This window comes from Pseudomonas syringae (assembly GCF_023278085.1).
GTDB lineage: Bacteria > Pseudomonadota > Gammaproteobacteria > Pseudomonadales > Pseudomonadaceae > Aquipseudomonas > Aquipseudomonas syringae_Q.
Genome location: NZ_CP066265.1, coordinates 1040296 through 1059696, shown reverse-complemented (window position 1 = coordinate 1059696; position 19401 = coordinate 1040296). Strand labels below are relative to the sequence as shown.

The following is a 19401-nucleotide window of genomic DNA, read 5'->3' as shown; positions in this document are numbered from 1 at the left end:
CTTCTGACAAACTACTTAAACTTATCCACACCCCATTTGACCATATCCCCCCCAGGGGGATAGAGTGCAGACCTGAATCATTCAGATCACAGGCTCAAACAATGAGTGACCACGAACACCCACCTAACCATACGCACCAGTCCCACGAGGCAATTATCAAGCGCCTCAAGCGTGCGGATGGTCACTTGCGAAGCATCATCGCCATGATCGAAGACGGTCGCGAATGCGTGGACATTGCTCAACAGCTTCATGCTGTCGAAAAAGCGGTTTGTCAGGCGAAACGCACGCTGATCCAGGATCACATCGATCATTGCCTTGAAGACACCATGGGCGCACTTGCCAAAGGCGAGCGGGCACCACTGGAAGCCTTCAAGCAAATCACCAAATACCTCTAGGTTTCACATGCCCGACTTTGCCAATCTGTTGCAGCAAGGCGGTTCCCACGCCTGGCTGTATTTCCCCAGCGCCATCCTGTTGGGGGCATTGCACGGCCTGGAGCCGGGTCATTCCAAAACCATGATGGCGGCGTTCATCGTGGCCATTCGGGGATCGGTAAAACAGGCTGTGATGCTTGGGTTAGCGGCGACGCTTTCGCATACCGCGGTTGTCTGGCTGGTCGCTATCGGCGGCATGTATCTGGGCCAAGGGCTGGATGCAGAAACCACGGAGCCCTACTTTCAGCTCGCGTCTTCAGCGCTGATCATCGCCATTGCACTCTGGATGCTGTGGCGCACATGGCGTGGCGAGCAGCTGTTTAAATCTGAAGAAGAAAACGCCGCTCACAGTGACCACGACCACGACCACGACGAGACACACCGCATAAACACCGGGCACGGCCACGATCATGACCTGGACTTCAAGGAACATCACCACGGCCATCGCCACGATCACAACGATCTGAACGGATTGGAGCTGACTGCTGAGGGCTATCAGGATGCGCACGAAAAGGCTCATGCCGACGACATCCGCAAGCGCTTCACCCACCGTGAGGTCAGCAACGGTCAGATCCTGATGTTTGGTTTGACCGGAGGACTCATCCCTTGCCCGGCAGCAATCACCGTTTTGCTGCTGTGCCTGCAAGTGAAGCAAGTCACGCTGGGTGCCGCGATGGTGCTGTGTTTCAGCATTGGTCTGGCAATCACCCTGGTGGCGGTTGGGGCCGCTGCCGCTATCGGCGCTCGCAAGGCATCAAACCGTTTCCCCTGGCTCAATGCCGCCGCCCGGCGTGCACCTTACCTCTCCAGCGTGCTGATTATCTGCGTAGGGGTATACGTAGGTATCCACGGCTGGAACGGTCTGTATTCGTGAGATGACACCGTGTTCGAGCTGACCAGCTATTTGGGTCTCTTTGGTGTGGCATTCGGTGCCGCCACGCTCCTGCCACTGCAATCTGAAGCCGTATTGGTCGGCATGCTCCTTTCAGAGCACTACGTGACGATCCTTCTCTTGCTGGCTGCAACGACGGGGAATGTGCTGGGCTCGGTGGTGAACTGGTACCTGGGGCGCTCGATTGAACGCTTTCGGCACAAACGCTGGTTCCCCGTCAGCGAGCGCCACCTCGACAAAGCGCAAGGCATTTATGGACGCTTTGGCCGTTGGGCACTGCTGTTCAGCTGGGTGCCGGTCATTGGCGACCCGATTACCCTGATTGCCGGTGTCATGCGTGAGCCGCTGTGGCGTTTCCTGCTCGTGGTCACCCTCGCAAAAGCCCTGCGCTACCTGACGCTGATAGTGATTACGCTTGGCTGGGCGATATAAATTGCAAGCGAGGCGGTGACTTCCACAGAGACTGTGGCGTAATCCTGGCCTGAATCAGCTGTCAAGCTGATACCAATCCAATTTCAAAAGCCCACTTATAACGCATAATAAAACACATTAATTTACATACTATATTGCGTATACTCGTTTTGCGCTGCCAATAAATGACGATAAATCATTAATTACTAAAGACACCTAACTCACTGACATTGACTACTAAATCGAGGCATCAAGCGCATGAGTGCACTCCTAGACCGAGCTGAACAGGCAGTGTCCGCCACAGCCATGGTTCGCGGCTTCAGTGCAAAACTGAAGGAAGTCACCAGCGGAGAAGTTTCGCATCTGGTGATTTTCAAGGACAACGAGCCAGCCGCAGTTCTTGTGGGTGTTAATGCCTATCAAGCCTTGCAGGATGAGCTCGAAGACCTTCGCGCCGAACGTTTGGCCATTGAGCGCCTGTCCACGCTGGATGAAAAGCATACTGTGAGTCTTGAAGACATGGAGGCTCGCTACAAATAGGCATTACGATGAAATGGAGCGTCCGCTTTCACCCTGATGTTGATCAAGACCTCAAACAGCTAGGAACGGCTGAGGCACGAAGGATCCTGAAAGTCATACGCGAACGGATCGCACAAGGAGAACCTGACAAGATAGGAAAGCCGCTTCGCGGAGCGTTAGCCGGTTTTCGCCGGATCCGGACGGGGGATGTTCGTATCATTTATCGCGTCAACGGCACTGAGATCATACTGGTTCTGTGTGTCGGTACTTGACGCGATGACGAGGTTTACGAAGCCGCATACCGGCGAGTCTGACTTCAAAAACCGCTTCGGCGGTTTTTTGATTTCAATTTTGTGGAAAGTTGAAATCAAATCTCTGACGCGTATACCCCATCTCAAATTTCAAAGAATTTGAAATCATGATCACCTCACTTTTTACCAACCTTCCCCACCCCCGCCTCCCCCGGCACCCGCGCCCAGGCTTCTTCTGCCGCAACCGGCACCACCAGATACTGCCGATACGCCCTGAATGCCTGCAACGCCGATTCATCCTGGGGACGATAGTCATCACCACTGCTGCGCTGCCGGTTCGCAACACACACTCTGCCGATCACGCTCATACAAGCATCGTTCGCGGCTGCTGAAACCGGTTCGAACAAGGCGAACGCCGTACCCGGTTGGTCCGTATCGTTGTACAGCGGATGAGCCACGTTCTCGAAGTCGTTCCCTTCAACCAGCAACTGTGAGGATGACGTTCGCGACATGATTGCGCCCTGGTAGGTCATGCGTTGAAAAACATTGTTGACCAGTTGGGCTGTCACCTGTGAATGGTTCATGCCTCCGGAATGGGGCGCTCTGCCGGAGGTGTCGTGTATATAGTTTCTCGACAGCGTCAACGTGTCCTGGCTGCCAAGGAACAGCCAGACCCAGTAATGATGACCATCACAGGTAGACGAGTAAGGCGTACGGCCGTCGAATTCATTGCTGGAAATGGTGACGTGTGAAGCCGTGCCCCAGCCCGTCACGATCATTTGCCTGCCGATCCGCGCAAAGGTGTTGTGATCGATCCAGACACCATCAGCCTTGTTCAGAGTGAGCGCGTCGCCGCCCCATACGACACGTGGATTGATATCCGAAAGCGTCAGGTTGCGAACGATCACGTTGTGCGCGCCGTCACCAATGAACAGCCCTGCGCCCTGAATGCCTGCTTTGTTGCCAACTCCGATCAGGGTTTTGTTCGAGCCGACTTTCAGTGGTTTCAGCCCGGCGTTGTCGTAAGTCACGCTGACGGGCGGTCTCGACTGGCAGAAATTGTTGGCACCGTTGAGCGCGAGTTGCTCACCGCCCTGCGGGCAGGGTTTCACTACGCAACCCGGCTCGGTGGTTTCAGCGCTGCCACTGGATAACACGCTTGCGCGAAAGTCGAACAGGTGGTCCAGCACAATTACCCGCGGCGTGTCATCGGTGCAGGCGCCGCGCGAGTTGTAAGACGCACACAGTGCTGATCGAAGATCATCACGTGTGGCGGGATGCACGGTGGCGGCAGACCCACCCCCTGTTACCCCTTTGGCAAAGCCTTCCGGGATGTCTGCCGCATGCACGTACTGCGATGACACGGCCAGCACAAAAGTAACGACGCATCTCAGATAGCAGCCTTGCGACAGAGAGCGCAGAGGCCTCATCGGTTGACCTCTCAGGCCTGTTCGCGGGAATCGCGAGGACAACCTGAATGCTATACGGACAGCGCCCCGGCCGGCTCAGGTTCCATGGCTTTTGTCAGCTTCGGTTCAGGCATCTTGCTTACGAAAACGCCAGCTCCATCTTGACGCTGTCAATACCGCAACCATGCCCGTCGACTTCGACCGAGACGGCCACAAACCCCAGATTCGAGTAGAACCCCTGAACATGCTGGCTGGTGTTGATGTAGGCACGGGTGACACCCGGTAAAGCCTTCATGAGATCCAGCCGGGCCTCGGTGAGAAACCTGCCCAGACCGCTGCCGTGGCAATTGCTGTCGACCATACCCCAGGTCAGCTCGGCCACTGAGGGGTCCGACAGCACCAGGTATCCACCGCAGGCCACAACCTCGCAATCACGCGCCACCACGAAGTAGTGACCCAGCGGAGCCATCAGGAAACTGGCGAATTGCTCGCGTTCTACAGGATCAAAGTAACGTGGGACGTTGGTGTCGAAAATATCCAGACAACGTTCACGATCTGCGAGGGTGTAGGGCCGAAGCATGTCCATTTACAAACCTGTAGTGTCTGGATAATCAAAGCGCCTGGCGGAATATATCCTGAATCTGGTCAAGGTCCGCTGGGCGCGGGTTGGTCAGCCCGCAGGCATCTTTCAGCGCGTTGGCAGCCAGCATCGGAAAGTCCTCTTCCCTGACGCCCAGCGCCGTCAAGCCTGCCGGAATCTCCACGGCGGCAGACAACGCGCGGATGGCTTCAATGGCCGCCTGAGCGCCCTCTTCCGGGGACAGGCCGCGAATATTGGCGCCCATGGCATGCGCGACATCGGTCAGGCGTGCAGCACTGACGCTGGCATTGAAGCGCTGTACATGAGGCAACAAAACAGCGTTGCACACGCCATGAGGCAAATCATAGAAGCCACCCAGTTGATGCGCCATGGCATGCACGTAGCCCAGCGACGCATTGTTGAATGCCATGCCCGCGAGGAACTGGGCATAGGCCATATTCTCGCGAGCCGTGATGTTTGTCCCGTTATTGACTGCTTCACGCAGGTTGTTGGCGATCAACGCCATGGCCTGCAACGCGCAGGCGTCAGTGATCGGGTTGGCGGCGGTTGAAACGTAGGCTTCGATGGCGTGGGTCAGCGCGTCCATGCCGGTGGCCGCTGTCAGCGATTTGGGCATAGCAACCATCATGTTCGGGTCGTTTACCGACAACAGCGGCGTCACGTTGCGGTCGATGATGGCCATTTTCACGTGACGGGTTTCATCGGTGATGATGCAGAAGCGGGTCATCTCGCTGGCGGTTCCGGCCGTGGTGTTGATGGCGATCAGCGGCAATTGCGGTTTTGCCGAACGGTCGACGCCTTCGTAGTCGCTGATATGCCCGCCATTGCTGGCGCACAGGGCGATACCCTTGGCGCAGTCGTGGGGTGAGCCACCGCCCAGAGAGATCACGAAATCGCACTGCCGTTCCTGCAACACGGCCAGGCCTTTCTCGACGTTGGCAATGGTCGGGTTAGGCCTGGCGCCGTCATACACCACCGAGTCGATGCCCTGCTCGACCAGCAACCCGGCAACCTGGCTCGCCACTCCGGCCTTGGCCAGACCTGCATCAGTGACGATCAGCGCCTTGCGAAATCCGTATTTGCGGATGGCTTGCATCGCTTCATCAATGCAGCCGGTGCCGATGATGTTCACAGCGGGGATGAAAAAGGTGCTGATCATGACGGACCTCGTGGTTGGCTCGGATGCTTGTGCAATAGCTCAAGCATCCGCCTTACGCGAGGTGTAACCATTGACCCAGAACAATGAAGTGCTCATGTAGCTGACCATTGGTCGCAGACTGCCGGCCACAATGGCGTTCTTCAGCCGAGATACCCATCGGCCTGCAGCAGGGTTTCCAGGCAGTGTTCAGTGATGCCGTAGAACGTTTTCAGCTCCTGAATGCGCGCCAGCAACAGGGCTGGACTGACTGGCTCGGCGCGTTTGACGGCGAGAATCATCTTGTTCTTGTTGGTATGTTCGAGGGAGATGAATTCGAACACCTTGGCGTCGTAGCCACAGGCTTCCAGCAACAGGGCACGCAGGCTGTCAGTGACCATTTCCGCTTGCTGGCCCATATGCAGACCGTATTGCAGCATCGGTTTCAACAGCGTCGGGCTCTGGATCTGCAAGCGAATCTGCTTGTGACAGCACGGTGAGCACATGATGATCGAGGCGCCGGAGCGAATACCCATGTGAATGGCATAGTCGGTCGCAATATCACAGGCGTGCAGCGCGATCATCACATCCAGCGCGCTGGGTGCCACGCTGCGCACGTCACCGTGCTGAAAGGTCAGGCCAGGGTGCTCAAGCCCGGCAGCAGCCTTGTTGCACAGCGTGACCATGTCTTCACGCAGCTCGACGCCGGTCACCTGCCCTTGGGCTTGCAAGGTATTGCACAGGTAATCGTGGATGGCGAAGGTCAGATAGCCCTTGCCGGAGCCGAAGTCCGCCACCTTGACCGGCTGATCCAGCGTGAGCGGCGATGAGCTCAAGGCATGGGAAAACACTTCGATGAACTTGTTGATCTGTTTCCACTTGCGCGACATGGCCGGGATCAGCTCATGCTGCCGATTGGTCACACCGAGGTCGGTCAGGAATGGCCGGGTGAGTTCCAGGTAGCGTTTCTTCTCGCGATCGTGACCCGTCGACGGGACTTCGCGCTCTTGCCTGGCCTTGCTCTTGAACAGCGTGGTCTTGCCCTTCTTGCTGTATTCCAGCTGCACTTCGTCGGTCAGCGACAACAGGTGCGCGTTCTTGAACGACTCGGGTATCAGGCTGGCAATGACGCTCACGGCCTCGGCAAGCGGGAAATTTCGGGTGGTGTCACGGGTCTTGTAGCGATACACGAATGACAGACAAGGCTGTTCCTTGATCGTCAGCGGCTTGATGATGACCCGCTGCAACTCGGCTTCGCTGCCCACGTATTTGGCCAGGACCAGCTTGATGAGCGAGTTCTGCGACAGGCTGGTGTCCAGCAGGTCGAGGAACTGTGCTCGATGATCGGTCGCAGGGGTGAGTGACGTGGGGGTAATGACTGACATTGAACATGTGCCTCAAGCGTCCCGGCCGGGACTCGAAAAATCAGACCGGTATTTTAGGCGGGTCGGCGCGTCAAAGGCACCCCTATTTTTGAAAGACTACGCACACTGCTTGTACGGCCCTACACGCCAATGCGAAACGTACATAACCAGTAAAATAATCCCGGCCGAAAACCAAGAGCCATTACTTGCACCGTGCAAAAACACCTTTATAGTCGTCCTGACTGTTTACCGATAAACAGCTCACACTTCTGGAGCCTTTCGCTCTGGCAGTATAACCAGCACATGGAAGGTGCATTATGTCGACTCAAGCAACACTCTTGGAAAACGAAGACATCGCGCGGGTTACATTAAAACCCGTAGAGTATTTGAGCCTCATGCTGGATGATGAAAAAAAGGGTGGCCGGGGCGCCGCACTTATTCTCACCCAGGAAGACATCCTTAGTCTGAAGCGCTATGAACGGCACGCCCTTAATATCCCCACCTCACTCGCGCGTGTCGAACAGCAATTGGGTTTCACAAAAAGTGGCATTCCCGGGCTTGAGCCCAAAGACATGTTGGTGACTTACCTGGCAATATACAGTCACGGCAAAAGCTGGCTGGGTATCGAAGAGGGTATCAAGCGCAGCGGCTTCACCATTGACCTATTTGCCGCGCAATTCTCGGATCAGGGTCGGCAGATCATCAACTACATCGAAAAGATGGATTTTGCCAAACAACTGGATCTGACTGTTGCCGACCTGACCATTGAAGAGGCCCGCAACACACCGCCGGTGCCATTGAGTGCCACCGACCAGAGGGTCTGCATCACCCTTGCCCAGTTCCTGAAGAAGACGGCCTCACAGATAAAGAATCATCAGCACGCTGCAGGCATTTTGGCGCAACACATCGACACGTTCAGCACTGTCCTGAGCGTTCAACTCATTCCCGGTATCAACGACAAGGTAAAACTGGCAAGTCGCTCTGACCTGGACCAGCAGATCAAGGAGCTGGAAAAAGATATCGAGCAACTGACAGTCGATATAGAACACAAAAACAAAGAATACAAAGCAGCAAAAAACAATATTGCCTGGGGTGTTTTCGGAGGGCCTATAGGGGTCGCTATAACGGGCGGTATTTTTGGCAGCCAGGCAGAAAAGATCCGCAAAGAAAAAAACCGAATGATTGCCTCCAAGAACCAGAAGGTTCAAACACTCAAAGAAAAAGTTCCGTTGGCCGCCGCCGTGCGCAGCCTGCAAATACTTTTCGAAGATATGAACATTCGCATGCTGGATGCTCACCAGAGTGCAACCAATCTGAAAGACCTCTGGGCCCTGCTCGCCGCGTATATCGAGAGTTCCGCACATGAACTTTCTGAGATAAAAGACGATCAGGCTCTGCTGATTTTCTCCCTTCAGTTCCAGGGCGTAGTTACACCTTGGCTGGAAATAAAAGGCATGACAACTCAACTACTGAAGCTATTTGAAAGCGCGCTGGATCAGTTTCAACGCGAACAACAATCCAGCAAGACAGGACAATGATGATGAGCACTGAGGCCCTCGGTGAGACTTTGCTCCTCACCCCTCCAGACACTGAAGTCATGAACGCCGCCCGCCAGCACATTCTTACGCAGGTTACCGCTTTGAAGCTGGACTTTCTGCCGGTTATGAAAGAAAAAATGCTGCCGCTTCAGGCAGCGTTGAATCGTGCGGACAAGGTCTACCGCGACGTACTGGCCGCTGTCACCGTCGAGTTGAATAAAGTGAACCTGCAGCAGATTGATCTGAAGCAACAGCAGATCGAAGCGGACCAAAGACTGAGCGATGCACAGAAACAGCAGGCGATCAGCCTGCTTGACAAGCATCGCATTCGTGAGCTCTCAAGTCTGACAACTGCCATAAACAGTGGCGCCCAAGCCATTGCCGCAAGCAGCGATAATATGCTGCAGATCGACTTGAAACTGAAAGACCGTCGTTTGCTGGAAACACTCCAGCAGCAGATCGACACCATGACACAGCGCAAGGCAACGCTGGACAGCACGATGAGTACGATCGCCGAAGATCGCCGTCTGCTCGACGCCACCATCAAAACATTTGAACAGCACAATCTGGCAGATATATTCAAGGACCTGCTGCCCACTCCGGATGAGCTTGCCCTGATCTCTCTATCGTCGCCTGAGATTGAATTGATAAAAGCCGGGATTGCAAGACTCGGCAAGCTACTCGACAAGCTGAGCAGCGCCTTGACTTACCTTGATCTCACTAAAGAACGCGACAGGCTGAGAATGCGCTATAACGCCCTTCTCGAAGAATCCCGCACTGCTATGCAGGAAGCAAAGGCCATAGCAGGAAAGCTGGATGAGCTGAACGAGCTCGATGGCGTCAATCAGAGCAAAACACTCTGGGTCCAGGAAGCCAAAAAGGTTTATGAATCGCTGTACAGTTTTCTGGACAACGTCACTTTACAAGAGGAATCATCAGCATCAATCAGCAAGCATGTAGAGCAATTGAAGGCATACATAAAGTCGTTCTACACCACCAGTCGTATCGTCTGATACTTTCGCCACGCAGGGTCTCAGGTGTCGCAGCCATCAGCACCTGAGACCCGCTCTCAACGCAGCACCACCAGCCGGTTGGGCAGCTCGTTTTTGCCATGGGTCACTGGCACGTGGTCGGCGAGCAATTCGCCACAGGCATGGATGCAGCCGAGAAACCCTTGCAGGGTCTGCCCGTCTTTCACCTGCTGGGTAAACACATCGACCATCGCCTTCCATGTATCGTTGTGGAGGCGGCTGGCGATGCCATGATCAACCAGAATTTCGACATACCGCTCGGCTTCGCTGACAAACACCAGAATGCCGGTGCCGTCATGCGTCTTGTGCAGGTTCTGCTCAAGAAACTGGCGACGGGCGAGATTGCCTGCCCGCCAGCGCCTCACCGAGACCGGCACCAGAAAAGCCGTCACTTTCGGCACCCGACACACCAGCGCCACGACAATGAACGTACTCATCTGCGCGAGCATCAGCTCATCCGCGCTCAGCCACTGGAGGCAGTAATTAATCGTGCCCGGCAGCAGCAGGCCAATCAGCCCCGCCCAGATCAGCGGCATGTAAGCGTAATCATCTGCGCGCGCTGCCAGCACCGTAACCAGCTCGGCATCGGTGCGCTGTTCGACGCGATCAATGGCCTCGGCGACCTGTCGCTGTTCTTCTCTGTTCAATAACGCCATGTTCTTCTCGTTCCTGAATTGCCCGACTACCAGTTCCCTGAGGCGCCACCGCCACCAAAACGGCCACCACCGTCGCGATCAGCAGCACCTTTTCGCACAGGCCGGCCAGTGGAACCGCGCCTGATACTGATGACCACGATGCCCAATACGATGAGCGTCAGCACGATAGCGATCAGCCAGACCTGGTCATCGTTGACCTGTTCATCATTAGTAGCCACTTGCTCCGACGGTTCGGGATGGTCAGGTATCTGCCCGCCCAATGCCGTGATGATCGCCTGAGCACCCCGTTCTATGCCGGCCGCAAAATGACCTTCGTCGAACTCGGGCTTCATCAGCATATCGATAATCAGCGCAGCCTGAGCGTCATTGAGACGATCTGTCAGCGCATCGCCAACCGCCATGAATACCTTGCGCTTGTCGCGGTAGACCATCAGCAGGACGCTTTTGGCAGCGCCTTCACGCCCCAGACTCCAGGCAGTGCCGAGCCTGGAACCGAACTCTTCGACACTCGCACCTTGCAGATCGAGCAGTGTAACCACCACGACCCGTTCGCCGGTCGCCTGCTCATGCGCTCGCAACAGCCTGGCCAAACGCACCGAGGTCTGGCTGTCGAGCATTTGCGCAGCATCCACCACGCTGCCTGTCATCGGCGGAAACACCAGCGCGGGCGGGTCTGCCTCGGCACGCAATATCCCTCCAAACAGCATCACCACGTACACCATCAACCGTGAAACACACTTCAAAACCAGACCTCCAGTGCTTTTTTGAAACTATTGAAACGAGACGCCTTAGCCAAAACACACGTTCCCCGGCATAATCCATCGCCGACACCGATTATCGGGGAGTCATTGACTGAACAGGGTTTGTACAAAAATCAATCAACCCGCTATTTTCGTACATACCTTGGGGAAGCTTCGTACAGTGATGCGGATAGTAACTATTCTTGCGCCCTGCCCGAACCTTAACGCCAAAGGTCCATAACCCAAAAACTGGCTGTCGGACATTAAACGCGAGTTACCGACAAAAGCCTTGAGAAATCATTCATGAATAAGCTGTGTTTATTAAGTTTGCTGGTCGGTATGGCCAGTCAGTCAGTGACGGTCCAGAGCGCCTTCGCTGCCGACAATACAACGCTTCAGGCCAAGAATGCCTTCATTGGCAAACTGATGAAACAAATGACTCTTGACGAAAAGATCGGTCAGTTGCGACTCATCAGCATCAGTTCGGAAATGCCGCAGCCACAGATTCTCAAGGAAATTGCCGCCGGAAGAATCGGCGGCACGTTCAACTCGATTACCCGCTCTGAAAACCGTCCGTTGCAGGAAGCAGCCGTCGCCAACAGCCGCTTGAAAATTCCGATGTTCTTCGCCTACGACGTGGTTCACGGTCACCGCACGATTTTCCCGATCAGCCTGGGCATGGCCGCCAGCTGGGACATGGACGCCATCGCAACAATGGGCCGGGTCTCGGCCAAAGAAGCCAGTGCCGACAGTATCGACATGACCTTCGCGCCAATGGTGGACATTTCCCGCGATCCGCGCTGGGGCCGCAGCTCCGAAGGCTTTGGTGAAGACACGTATCTGGTGTCGCGAATTTCCGATGTGATGGTCAGGTCCTTTCAGGGCAAGAACGTCGCCGCCAACGACAGCATCATGGCGGCAGTCAAACATTTCGCCTTGTATGGCGCCGTCGAAGGCGGCCGGGATTACAACACCGTGGACATGAGCATGACGCGCATGTACCAGGACTACCTGCCGCCCTACAAGGCCGGCATCGATGCCGGTGCCGGCGGCATTATGGTCGCGCTCAACTCGATCAACGGGATTCCGGCGACCTCCAACAAATGGTTGATGCAAGACCTGTTGCGCAAGGACTGGGGCTTCAAGGGCGTGACCATCAGTGACCACGGCGCGCTCAAGGAACTGATCGACCATGGCGTGGCCAAGGATTTCCGCGAAGCTGCCAAACTGGCAATCAAGGCGGGCGTCGACCTGAGCATGAACGACGCGGCCTATGGCGAGCAGTTACCCGGGCTGGTGAAGGACGGCGAGGTTTCCATGAAGGAAATCGACAACGCCGTTCGTGAAGTGCTGGGTGCCAAATATGACATGGGCCTGTTCGCCTCGCCTTACGGTCGCATCGGCGTTGCCGCCGATGACCCTGCCGATACCTATTCCGACGACCGCCTGCACCGTGCCGAAGCTCGCGATGTCGCGCGCAAGACGCTGGTACTGCTGAAAAACCAGAACGACACCCTGCCGCTGAAGAAGCAAGGCACCATCGCAGTCATCGGCGGACTGGCACAGAGTCACCTCGACATGCTCGGCAGTTGGTCGGCAGCGGGTCGTCCCAATCAGTCAGTCACCGTATATGAAGGTCTGGCCAATGCCGTCGGCGACAAGGCCAAACTGCTCTATGCCCGCGGCGCCAACGTCAGCGACAACGAGCATGTTCTCACCTACCTGAACTTCATCGAGAAGGAAGTGGAGATTGATCCGCGTCCGGCTCAGGAAATGATCGACGAAGCGGTCAAGGTCGCCGAACAGGCCGATGTCGTGGTTGCCGTAGTGGGCGAGTCGCGTGGCATGTCCCACGAGTCGGCCAGCCGCAGCAGCCTGAACATTCCGGGCAAGCAGCGTGACCTGATCAAAGCGCTCAAAGCCACCGGAAAGCCGCTGGTTCTGGTGCTGATGAATGGTCGTCCGCTGGTGCTGGTCGACGAACAGGAACAGGCCGATGCCATGCTCGAAACCTGGTTCCCGGGCACCGAAGGCGGCAACGCGGTGGCTGACGTGCTGTTCGGCGATTACAACCCGTCGGGCAAGCTGGCCATGTCGTTCCCACGCTCGATTGGCCAACTGCCGGTCTACTACGCGCACCTGAACACCGGTCGCCCGTATCACGAAGGCAAGCCGGGCAACTACACCTCGCACTATTTCGAAGAGCCGAATGGCCCGCTGTTCCCGTTCGGTTATGGTTTGAGCTACACGCAATTCGACGTTTCGGATGTCAAGCTGTCGGACGCCACCATGCAGCGCAAGGGCAAGCTGACCGCCAGCGTTACCGTGAAGAACACTGGCAAGGTCGCGGGCGCAACCATTGTGCAGCTGTACCTGCGTGACATCGCCGCGTCGATCAGCCGTCCGGTGAAAGAACTGAAAAACTTCGAGAAAGTCATGCTTGAGCCAGGCGAGGAAAAGGTGGTTACCTTCACTCTCAGCGAGGACGACCTGAAGTTCTTCAACCCTGAACTCAAGTACGCCGCAGAGCCAGGCGAATTCAGGGTCATGATCGGCCTGGACTCGCAGACGGTGAAAGAAGCGACGTTCAATCTGCTGTAACGCCCCTCCCCGGCGTATTGGCGGGCAACCGCTTGCCAATACGCCTGCGGATTCCGTTCAGGCGGCACCATGACGATCAGGCATCGCTACTGGCGACTTTCTTTGTACGTGCTGCTGATTCTGGCGGGGGCCGCCCTGTCGGCCAGTCTCGCCATGCGCCAGGCCCAGCGCCACGCACTTGCAGAAAATGCCGCGCGAGGCAGTGAACAACTGGCGCTGTACGCCAATACCCTGCATACCCTGATCGAACGCTACCGCGCCCTGCCCTCGGTGCTGGCACTGGACCCCGAAATTCGTGCAGCGCTGAGCGGTCCGGTGACCGATGACGTGCAACGCGCACTCAATCTCAAGCTGGAAAAAATCAACAGCGCGGCCCACTCATCGACCCTTGAGTTGCTTGATGCAAACGGGCTGGCCATCGGTGCGAGCAATTGGCGCACGCCCAATAGCTACGTTGGCCATAACTACGGCTTTCGCCCTTATTTTCTGCAAACCCGCGCCAAAGGCACCGGGCGTTTCTACGCGGTCGGCGTCACCACGGGGATTCCTGGCTACTTTCTGTCCAGTGCCGTGGTGAACGATGCAGGCGTCTTCAGTGGCGCCATGGTCGTGAAACTGGAGTTTCCCAACCTTGAGCAGGAATGGGGTCAGGGCGACGACCTGCTGCTGGTCAGTGATGAAAAAGGCATCGTATTCATCGCCAATCGACCCGACTGGCGTTATCACGAACTGCTGCCCATCCCCGTCGAGGGCCGGGCCGACCTGCTGCGCACTCGCCAATACGACAAAAAGCCTCTGTCGCCACTGCGCAGTCGCGTCATTGATCGCTTCGGCATCAACAGCCATTTGAGCCGTGTCGATGGACCGGATGGCACGGCCGACTATCTCTGGCAATCACTGCCACTGCCCGACGAACACTGGACCTTGCACTTGCTGCGCAAGCCACCGGCGTCCAGCGAGGACGTGCGCAATGCCGGTCTCGCCGCAGCAGGCATCTGGCTGGCGCTGGTGTTTCTCGGTCTGTTTCTTTATCAACGCTGGCGGCTGGCGCGTTTGCGCGAACGCAGCCGGGACGAGCTTGAGCAGCTGGTTCAGGAGCGCACCCGCGACCTGCAAACCGCGCAGGACGGTCTGGTGCAATCGGCCAAGCTGGCTGCGCTGGGGCAGATGTCGGCAGCGCTGGCCCACGAAATCAATCAACCGCTGACAGCCCAGCGCATGCAACTGGCCACCTTGCGCCTGCTGCTCGATCAAGGCCGCGTTGACGAAGCCTGCAAGGCGCTGGCTGCACTGGATCAGCAACTGACGCGCATGGCCGCACTGACCGGACACCTGAAAACCTTTGCCCGCAAAAGCCCCAGTGGCTTGCGCGAGCGGCTGGACCTGGCGACGGTGGTCGATCAGGCGTTGCAGCTGCTTGAACCGCGCCTGCGGGAAGACCACATCGACTGCGTGCTGCACCTGCCGCGCCCGGCCTGGGTGCGCGGTGATGCCATACGTCTGGAACAGGTGCTGATCAATCTGCTGCGCAACGCGCTGGATGCCATGCGTGACTGCGCCACCCGGCGTCTTGAAGTGCGCATCGAGGCGCTCGACGCGCATTGGCGACTCAGCGTGAGGGACAGCGGGGCCGGTATCGCCCCGGACAATCTGGTTAACATTTTCGATCCGTTCTTTACCACCAAACCGGTGGGCGACGGCCTGGGCCTCGGTCTGGCTGTTTCGTACGCCATCATTCATCAACTGGGCGGGCAACTGACTGCTGAAAGCCATGCCGATGGCGCGGTGTTCTGGTTCTGCCTGCCCAATGACGCTCTGGAGACCTGAACCGGCATGTTGAACTCGGTCATCGTGGTAGACGACGAAGCGCCCATCCGGCAAGCCGTCGAACAGTGGCTGACCCTGTCGGGTTTCGAGGTGCAGGTGTTCGCCCGCGCCGAAGAATGCCTGAACAGCATGCCGGAACACTTTCCCGGCGTGGTGCTGACCGACGTGCGCATGCCGGGCATGAGCGGCCTGGAACTGCTGAGCCAGTTGCAAGGCCTGGACCGCGACTTGCCAGTCATCCTGCTGACCGGCCATGGCGACGTGCCGATGGCGGTCGAGGCCATGCGCGAAGGTGCGTATGACTTTCTGGAGAAGCCGTTCAGCCCTGAAACCCTGATCAGCAACCTGCGTCGCGCCCTGGAGAAACGTCAACTGGTACTGGAAAACCGGCACCTGCATGAGCAGGCCGACGCACGTACGCGGCTGGACGCCACCCTGCTCGGCACCTCGCCCAGCCTGCAAACCTTGCGTCGCCAGGTGCTGGAGCTGTCGCAACTGCCGGTCAATGTGATTATCCGGGGCGAGACAGGCAGTGGAAAAGAGCTGGTTGCCCGGTGTCTGCATGACTTCGGTCCGCGCGCAGGCAAGCCTTTCGTTGCCCTCAACTGCGCCGCCATCCCGGAACAGCTGTTCGAAGCGGAGCTGTTCGGTCACGAAAGCGGCGCATTCACCGGCGCACAAGGCAAGCGCATCGGCCGTCTGGAATACGCCGACGGCGGCACGGTGTTTCTCGATGAGATAGAAAGCATGCCGATGGCGCAACAAGTCAAGCTGTTGCGCGTGCTGCAAGATAAACGCCTGGAGCGGCTGGGCTCGAATCAAAGTATCGAAGTCGACCTGCGGATCATTGCCGCCACCAAGCCAGACCTTCTTGAAGAGGCGCGTGCCGGGCGCTTTCGGGAAGACCTCGCGTATCGCCTGAATGTGGCCGAACTGCGCTTGCCGCCCTTGCGTGAACGCCGGGAAGATATTCCTCAACTGTTCAGCCACTTCGCCAGATCCGCCGCCGCACGCCTGAACCGGGATGCGCCGTCCCTCAGCGCTGCGCGCCTGAGCCAGTTGCTCAGCCATGACTGGCCCGGCAATGTTCGCGAGCTGGCCAATGCGGCCGAGCGTCAGACACTCGGGCTGGAGCTGACCCCTCCAGAGCCCGACAGCACCGTGCAGGGGCAATCATTGGCGGCCCGTCAGGAAGCCTTCGAAGCGCAATGCCTGCGCGCCTCGCTGACCCGCCATAAAGGCGATATCAAAGCCGTACTGGGCGAATTGCAACTGCCGCGCCGGACGCTGAACGAGAAAATGCAGCGTCATGCCCTGACACGGGAAATGTTCCTCAATTGAGGGCTTCAGGCTTTACCTGCGTCTTCTTCAGGGCCTGACCGAACATTTCCGGCTGCACCGGGTCTGCTTACTGATCGCGGTCGCATTAGATGGCGGTCGCTGAGTCAGACAAGGCATAATGACATTATTCCTGCTTTAACCATTCAGCTCACTTTAGCAGTCCGAAAGATGGGGCCTTTTCTACCGTGAATACTCCCCTCGACCTCCCACTGGGAGGCGGCGAAATGGGCCGGCTTATCCGAGAGACAGACTGGTCGACATCTGCACTGGGGCCGAAGCACACGTGGCCTGCGGCCTTGTTGTCTTCGATGAACCTGATGCTCAGTTGCCCGGACAGCATGTACTTGCTTTGGGGACGGGATTTCACACTGTTTTTCAACGATGCCTACTGCCCGGTCCTGCCCGTCGAGGCACAACAGGCACAGGGGCACTCCATCGCGTCCGTGTGGGGCGATGCATGGGAAGCGGTTCGCCCTTTGGCCGAGCAGGCGCTCGCCGGGCACAGTTGCAAGTCTGACGACATTCAGCGCACCGTCATCCGCAATGGCAAATCCGTACAGACCTGGTGGTCGCTTTCCTACTCCCCCCTCTACGGCGACACAGGGCAGATCGAGGGCGTATTCAGCCGGGTCAACGAAACCACTGCTCAGGTCCTCGCCGCAGCCCGGCAAAATGAAAACGAAGCGTTTACCGACCGCGTTTTGTCGAGCATCAACGACTGCATCAAAGTACTGGATCTCGACTCGCGCCTCACCTTCATGAGCGAGGGCGGTCAGCAGATCATGGAAGTCAGCGATTTCAACGCAATTCGCGGCTGTCCGTGGCCGGACTTCTGGCAGAACCAGGGCAATCTGGATGCCATCGCCGCCGTCGAAGCCGCCCGTGCCGGGCAGAGCGCCAGTTTCATGGGCTCGGCGCAAACAATGGGTGGCAATGTCAAATGGTGGCATGTGCAGGTCAGCCCGATTTTCGGCAAAGACGGCAAGCCGGAAAAAATCCTCTGCGTGTCCAGGGACATGACCCAGCTCAGGGATGCGGAAGAAGCACTGCTTTCGCTGAACGAAACCCTGGAGCAGCGTGTGATCGAACGCACCCAGGATCGCGACCGCATCTGGCGGTTGTCTACTGATCTGATGCTGGTCGCGCAATTTGACGGCATCATTTCAGCGGTCAATCCGGCATGGACTCAGGCGCTGGGCTGGTCGGAAGAACAATTGCTCGACAGTCAATTCCTCGCGCTGGTGCATCCGGACGATATCGACAGCACCCTCGCCGCCATGAGCGGGCTGGAAAACGGTCAGACCATCCCCCATTTCAAGAACCGTTACCGTCACCAGGACGGTTCATACCGGACCATCGCCTGGACCGCTGTGCCGGACAAGGAATTCATTCACGCCGTTGGCCGTGATATCCAGGCCGAAGAAGCCGCCAACGAGGCATTGAGGGTTTCCCAGGAAGCACTTCATCAGGCCCAGAAACTGGAAGCCATCGGCCAGTTGACCGGCGGCGTAGCGCACGATTTCAACAATCTGCTGACCGTTATCCGCTCCTGCAGCGACCTGCTGAAATCCACCAGCCTCGACGAACTGCGCCGCATTAAATATGTGGAAGCCATTTCCAGTACAGTCGACCGCGCGGCTCGTCTGACCGGACAACTGCTGGCCTTTGCCCGCCGTCAGGCATTGCAGCCAGAAGTCTTCGATGTCTGCAAAAGCGTGGCACGGATCGGCGAGATGATGGACACCCTTACCGGCTCGCGCATTCAGGTTCACATCGACGTGCCTGTAGAGCCCTGCTTTATCTTCGCCGATGGCAGCCAGTTCGATACCGCGCTGGTCAACATGGTGGTCAATGCACGCGATGCCATGGCGGGTTCGGGTCGTCTGACCATCAAGGTCGACCGCTCGGCCTGCCCTTCCAGCGAGCTGGCCCCTTCGCTCAGCGAAGGCGACTACGTGACGGTGTCTTTGACCGATACCGGGTCGGGCATCCCCAAAGACAAACTGGGGCTGATCTTCGAGCCGTTCTACACCACCAAGAGTATTGGCCAGGGCACCGGGCTGGGCCTGTCGCAGGTCTTCGGCTTTGCCAAGCAATCGGGCGGCGAAGTGCTGGTCGAGAGTGAACTGGGCAGCGGTAGCCGCTTCACGTTATGCCTGCCCAGCGCACAAAGTCATGAAATCATCCCGGAAAATGAAAACAGCGTGCTCTCCGCGCCGCCTGGCCTGTGCGTATTGATGGTCGAAGACAATCAGGACATCGGCACCTACACTCGTCCGATGCTGGAACAGTTGGGCTTTCAGGTGCTCTGGGTATCCAGCGCCCGCGAGGCACTGCAAGAGCTGTCCGGTAACCCTGAAAACTTCCATGTGGTGTTTTCGGATATCGCCATGCCGGGGATGAGCGGACTGGAGCTGTACGCCGAAATCGAAGCGCGCTATCCATGGATGCCAGTGGTTCTGACCACTGGCTACAGCACCGAATTTGCCACTATTGCTCAGGACGAAACGCATCGTTTCGATCTGTTGCAAAAGCCCTATTCCAGAGATGATCTGGCAGCCCTTCTGCACAAGGCTGTGCGCCGCAGCGGGGAACAGAAGTAATCAGCACGCGTTTGCAGGCATCGAAAAACGCCTTGATTTAGAATCACG

General features: G+C 57.3%; 17 protein-coding genes. 11 read left to right on the top strand and 6 right to left on the bottom strand.

Annotated elements, in window-relative coordinates:
* Positions 1-101 precede the first annotated feature (101 nt).
* The 5 genes from I9H07_RS04820 to I9H07_RS04800 all read left to right on the top strand — a co-directional run bounded on the left by I9H07_RS04820 (position 102) and on the right by I9H07_RS04800 (position 2528).
* The gene (locus I9H07_RS04820) at positions 102-395 is read left to right on the top strand and encodes a metal-sensing transcriptional repressor (RefSeq protein WP_024672337.1); all 294 of its coding nucleotides are present in this window, start codon (positions 102-104) and stop codon (positions 393-395) included.
* A 7-nt stretch (positions 396-402) separates the two neighbouring features.
* A complete protein-coding gene (locus tag I9H07_RS04815; protein WP_236425761.1) occupies positions 403-1308 on the top strand; it encodes a nickel/cobalt efflux protein RcnA in 906 nt (301 codons plus the stop codon).
* 9 nt (positions 1309-1317) lie between these two features.
* Positions 1318-1758 carry a YqaA family protein gene (locus I9H07_RS04810; RefSeq protein WP_236425762.1) on the top strand — a complete coding sequence of 147 codons (441 nt, stop codon included), beginning with the start codon at positions 1318-1320 and terminating at the stop codon, positions 1756-1758.
* 285 nt (positions 1759-2043) lie between these two features.
* Positions 2044-2277, top strand: coding sequence for a Phd-YefM (locus tag I9H07_RS04805; RefSeq protein WP_024672334.1), 234 nt, complete (start codon positions 2044-2046; stop codon positions 2275-2277).
* A gap of 8 nt (positions 2278-2285) precedes the next feature.
* Positions 2286-2528, top strand: a complete 243-nt coding sequence (locus I9H07_RS04800; protein ID WP_236425763.1) for a type II toxin-antitoxin system RelE family toxin — start codon at positions 2286-2288, stop codon at positions 2526-2528.
* Between the two features lie 155 nt (positions 2529-2683).
* On the opposite strand, the gene I9H07_RS04795 is transcribed toward I9H07_RS04800, so the two are convergent.
* The 4 genes from I9H07_RS04795 to I9H07_RS04780 form a co-directional block, all read right to left on the bottom strand.
* The gene (locus tag I9H07_RS04795) at positions 2684-3937 is read right to left on the bottom strand and encodes a polysaccharide lyase family 1 protein (protein WP_248957194.1); all 1254 of its coding nucleotides are present in this window, start codon (positions 3935-3937) and stop codon (positions 2684-2686) included.
* A gap of 118 nt (positions 3938-4055) precedes the next feature.
* Positions 4056-4502 carry a GNAT family N-acetyltransferase gene (locus I9H07_RS04790; RefSeq protein ID WP_236425360.1) on the bottom strand — a complete coding sequence of 149 codons (447 nt, stop codon included), beginning with the start codon at positions 4500-4502 and terminating at the stop codon, positions 4056-4058.
* Positions 4503-4527: 25 nt separating this feature from the next.
* Positions 4528-5676, bottom strand: coding sequence for an L-threonine dehydrogenase (yiaY, locus tag I9H07_RS04785; RefSeq protein ID WP_024672331.1), 1149 nt, complete (start codon positions 5674-5676; stop codon positions 4528-4530).
* 140 nt (positions 5677-5816) lie between these two features.
* Positions 5817-7037, bottom strand: coding sequence for a class I SAM-dependent methyltransferase (locus I9H07_RS04780; protein WP_236425361.1), 1221 nt, complete (start codon positions 7035-7037; stop codon positions 5817-5819).
* Positions 7038-7333: 296 nt separating this feature from the next.
* On the opposite strand from I9H07_RS04780, the gene I9H07_RS04775 reads away from it, so the two are divergent.
* Positions 7334-8554 carry an alpha-xenorhabdolysin family binary toxin subunit A gene (locus I9H07_RS04775; protein WP_024672329.1) on the top strand — a complete coding sequence of 407 codons (1221 nt, stop codon included), beginning with the start codon at positions 7334-7336 and terminating at the stop codon, positions 8552-8554.
* Positions 8551-9567 carry an alpha-xenorhabdolysin family binary toxin subunit B gene (locus I9H07_RS04770; protein ID WP_058391856.1) on the top strand — a complete coding sequence of 339 codons (1017 nt, stop codon included), beginning with the start codon at positions 8551-8553 and terminating at the stop codon, positions 9565-9567. Before I9H07_RS04775 ends, I9H07_RS04770 begins: the two co-directional genes overlap by 4 nt.
* A gap of 56 nt (positions 9568-9623) precedes the next feature.
* Here I9H07_RS04770 and I9H07_RS04765 read toward each other — a convergent pair whose 3' ends face one another.
* Complete coding sequence (locus I9H07_RS04765) at positions 9624-10241, bottom strand: TPM domain-containing protein (RefSeq protein WP_024673831.1); 618 nt, start codon at positions 10239-10241, stop codon at positions 9624-9626.
* Between the two features lie 26 nt (positions 10242-10267).
* Positions 10268-10963, bottom strand: coding sequence for a TPM domain-containing protein (locus I9H07_RS04760; RefSeq protein WP_236425366.1), 696 nt, complete (start codon positions 10961-10963; stop codon positions 10268-10270).
* A gap of 321 nt (positions 10964-11284) precedes the next feature.
* Between I9H07_RS04760 and bglX the strand changes: the two genes are divergently transcribed.
* The 4 genes from bglX (at position 11285) to I9H07_RS04740 (ending at position 19353) form a co-directional block, all read left to right on the top strand.
* Positions 11285-13582 (top strand): beta-glucosidase BglX, encoded by a 2298-nt coding sequence (gene bglX / locus I9H07_RS04755; protein WP_024673833.1) that lies wholly within the window; start codon positions 11285-11287, stop codon positions 13580-13582.
* Positions 13583-13651: 69 nt separating this feature from the next.
* Positions 13652-15409 (top strand): ATP-binding protein, encoded by a 1758-nt coding sequence (locus I9H07_RS04750; RefSeq protein WP_024673834.1) that lies wholly within the window; start codon positions 13652-13654, stop codon positions 15407-15409.
* Positions 15410-15415: 6 nt separating this feature from the next.
* Positions 15416-16750, top strand: coding sequence for a sigma-54-dependent transcriptional regulator (locus I9H07_RS04745; RefSeq protein WP_024673835.1), 1335 nt, complete (start codon positions 15416-15418; stop codon positions 16748-16750).
* A 224-nt stretch (positions 16751-16974) separates the two neighbouring features.
* Positions 16975-19353, top strand: coding sequence for a PAS domain-containing protein (locus I9H07_RS04740; protein ID WP_236425362.1), 2379 nt, complete (start codon positions 16975-16977; stop codon positions 19351-19353).
* Positions 19354-19401 lie beyond the last annotated feature (48 nt).

Excerpts from the sequence above, each read along its gene's own strand:
- I9H07_RS04760 (WP_236425366.1), bottom strand. The coding sequence starts at position 10,963 with ATGGTGTACGTGGTGATGCTGTTTGGAGGGATATTGCGTGCCGAGGCA.
- bglX (WP_024673833.1), top strand. The coding sequence starts at position 11,285 with ATGAATAAGCTGTGTTTATTAAGTTTGCTGGTCGGTATGGCCAGTCAG.
- I9H07_RS04815 (WP_236425761.1), top strand. The coding sequence starts at position 403 with ATGCCCGACTTTGCCAATCTGTTGCAGCAAGGCGGTTCCCACGCCTGG.
- yiaY (WP_024672331.1), bottom strand. The coding sequence starts at position 5,676 with ATGATCAGCACCTTTTTCATCCCCGCTGTGAACATCATCGGCACCGGC.
- I9H07_RS04750 (WP_024673834.1), top strand. The coding sequence starts at position 13,652 with ATGACGATCAGGCATCGCTACTGGCGACTTTCTTTGTACGTGCTGCTG.
- I9H07_RS04795 (WP_248957194.1), bottom strand. The coding sequence starts at position 3,937 with ATGAGGCCTCTGCGCTCTCTGTCGCAAGGCTGCTATCTGAGATGCGTC.
- I9H07_RS04780 (WP_236425361.1), bottom strand. The coding sequence starts at position 7,037 with ATGTCAGTCATTACCCCCACGTCACTCACCCCTGCGACCGATCATCGA.
- I9H07_RS04790 (WP_236425360.1), bottom strand. The coding sequence starts at position 4,502 with ATGGACATGCTTCGGCCCTACACCCTCGCAGATCGTGAACGTTGTCTG.
- I9H07_RS04770 (WP_058391856.1), top strand. The coding sequence starts at position 8,551 with ATGATGATGAGCACTGAGGCCCTCGGTGAGACTTTGCTCCTCACCCCT.
- I9H07_RS04805 (WP_024672334.1), top strand. The coding sequence starts at position 2,044 with ATGGTTCGCGGCTTCAGTGCAAAACTGAAGGAAGTCACCAGCGGAGAA.
- I9H07_RS04740 (WP_236425362.1), top strand. The coding sequence starts at position 16,975 with ATGGGCCGGCTTATCCGAGAGACAGACTGGTCGACATCTGCACTGGGG.
- I9H07_RS04745 (WP_024673835.1), top strand. The coding sequence starts at position 15,416 with ATGTTGAACTCGGTCATCGTGGTAGACGACGAAGCGCCCATCCGGCAA.
- I9H07_RS04820 (WP_024672337.1), top strand. The coding sequence starts at position 102 with ATGAGTGACCACGAACACCCACCTAACCATACGCACCAGTCCCACGAG.
- I9H07_RS04800 (WP_236425763.1), top strand. The coding sequence starts at position 2,286 with ATGAAATGGAGCGTCCGCTTTCACCCTGATGTTGATCAAGACCTCAAA.
- I9H07_RS04775 (WP_024672329.1), top strand. The coding sequence starts at position 7,334 with ATGTCGACTCAAGCAACACTCTTGGAAAACGAAGACATCGCGCGGGTT.
- I9H07_RS04765 (WP_024673831.1), bottom strand. The coding sequence starts at position 10,241 with ATGGCGTTATTGAACAGAGAAGAACAGCGACAGGTCGCCGAGGCCATT.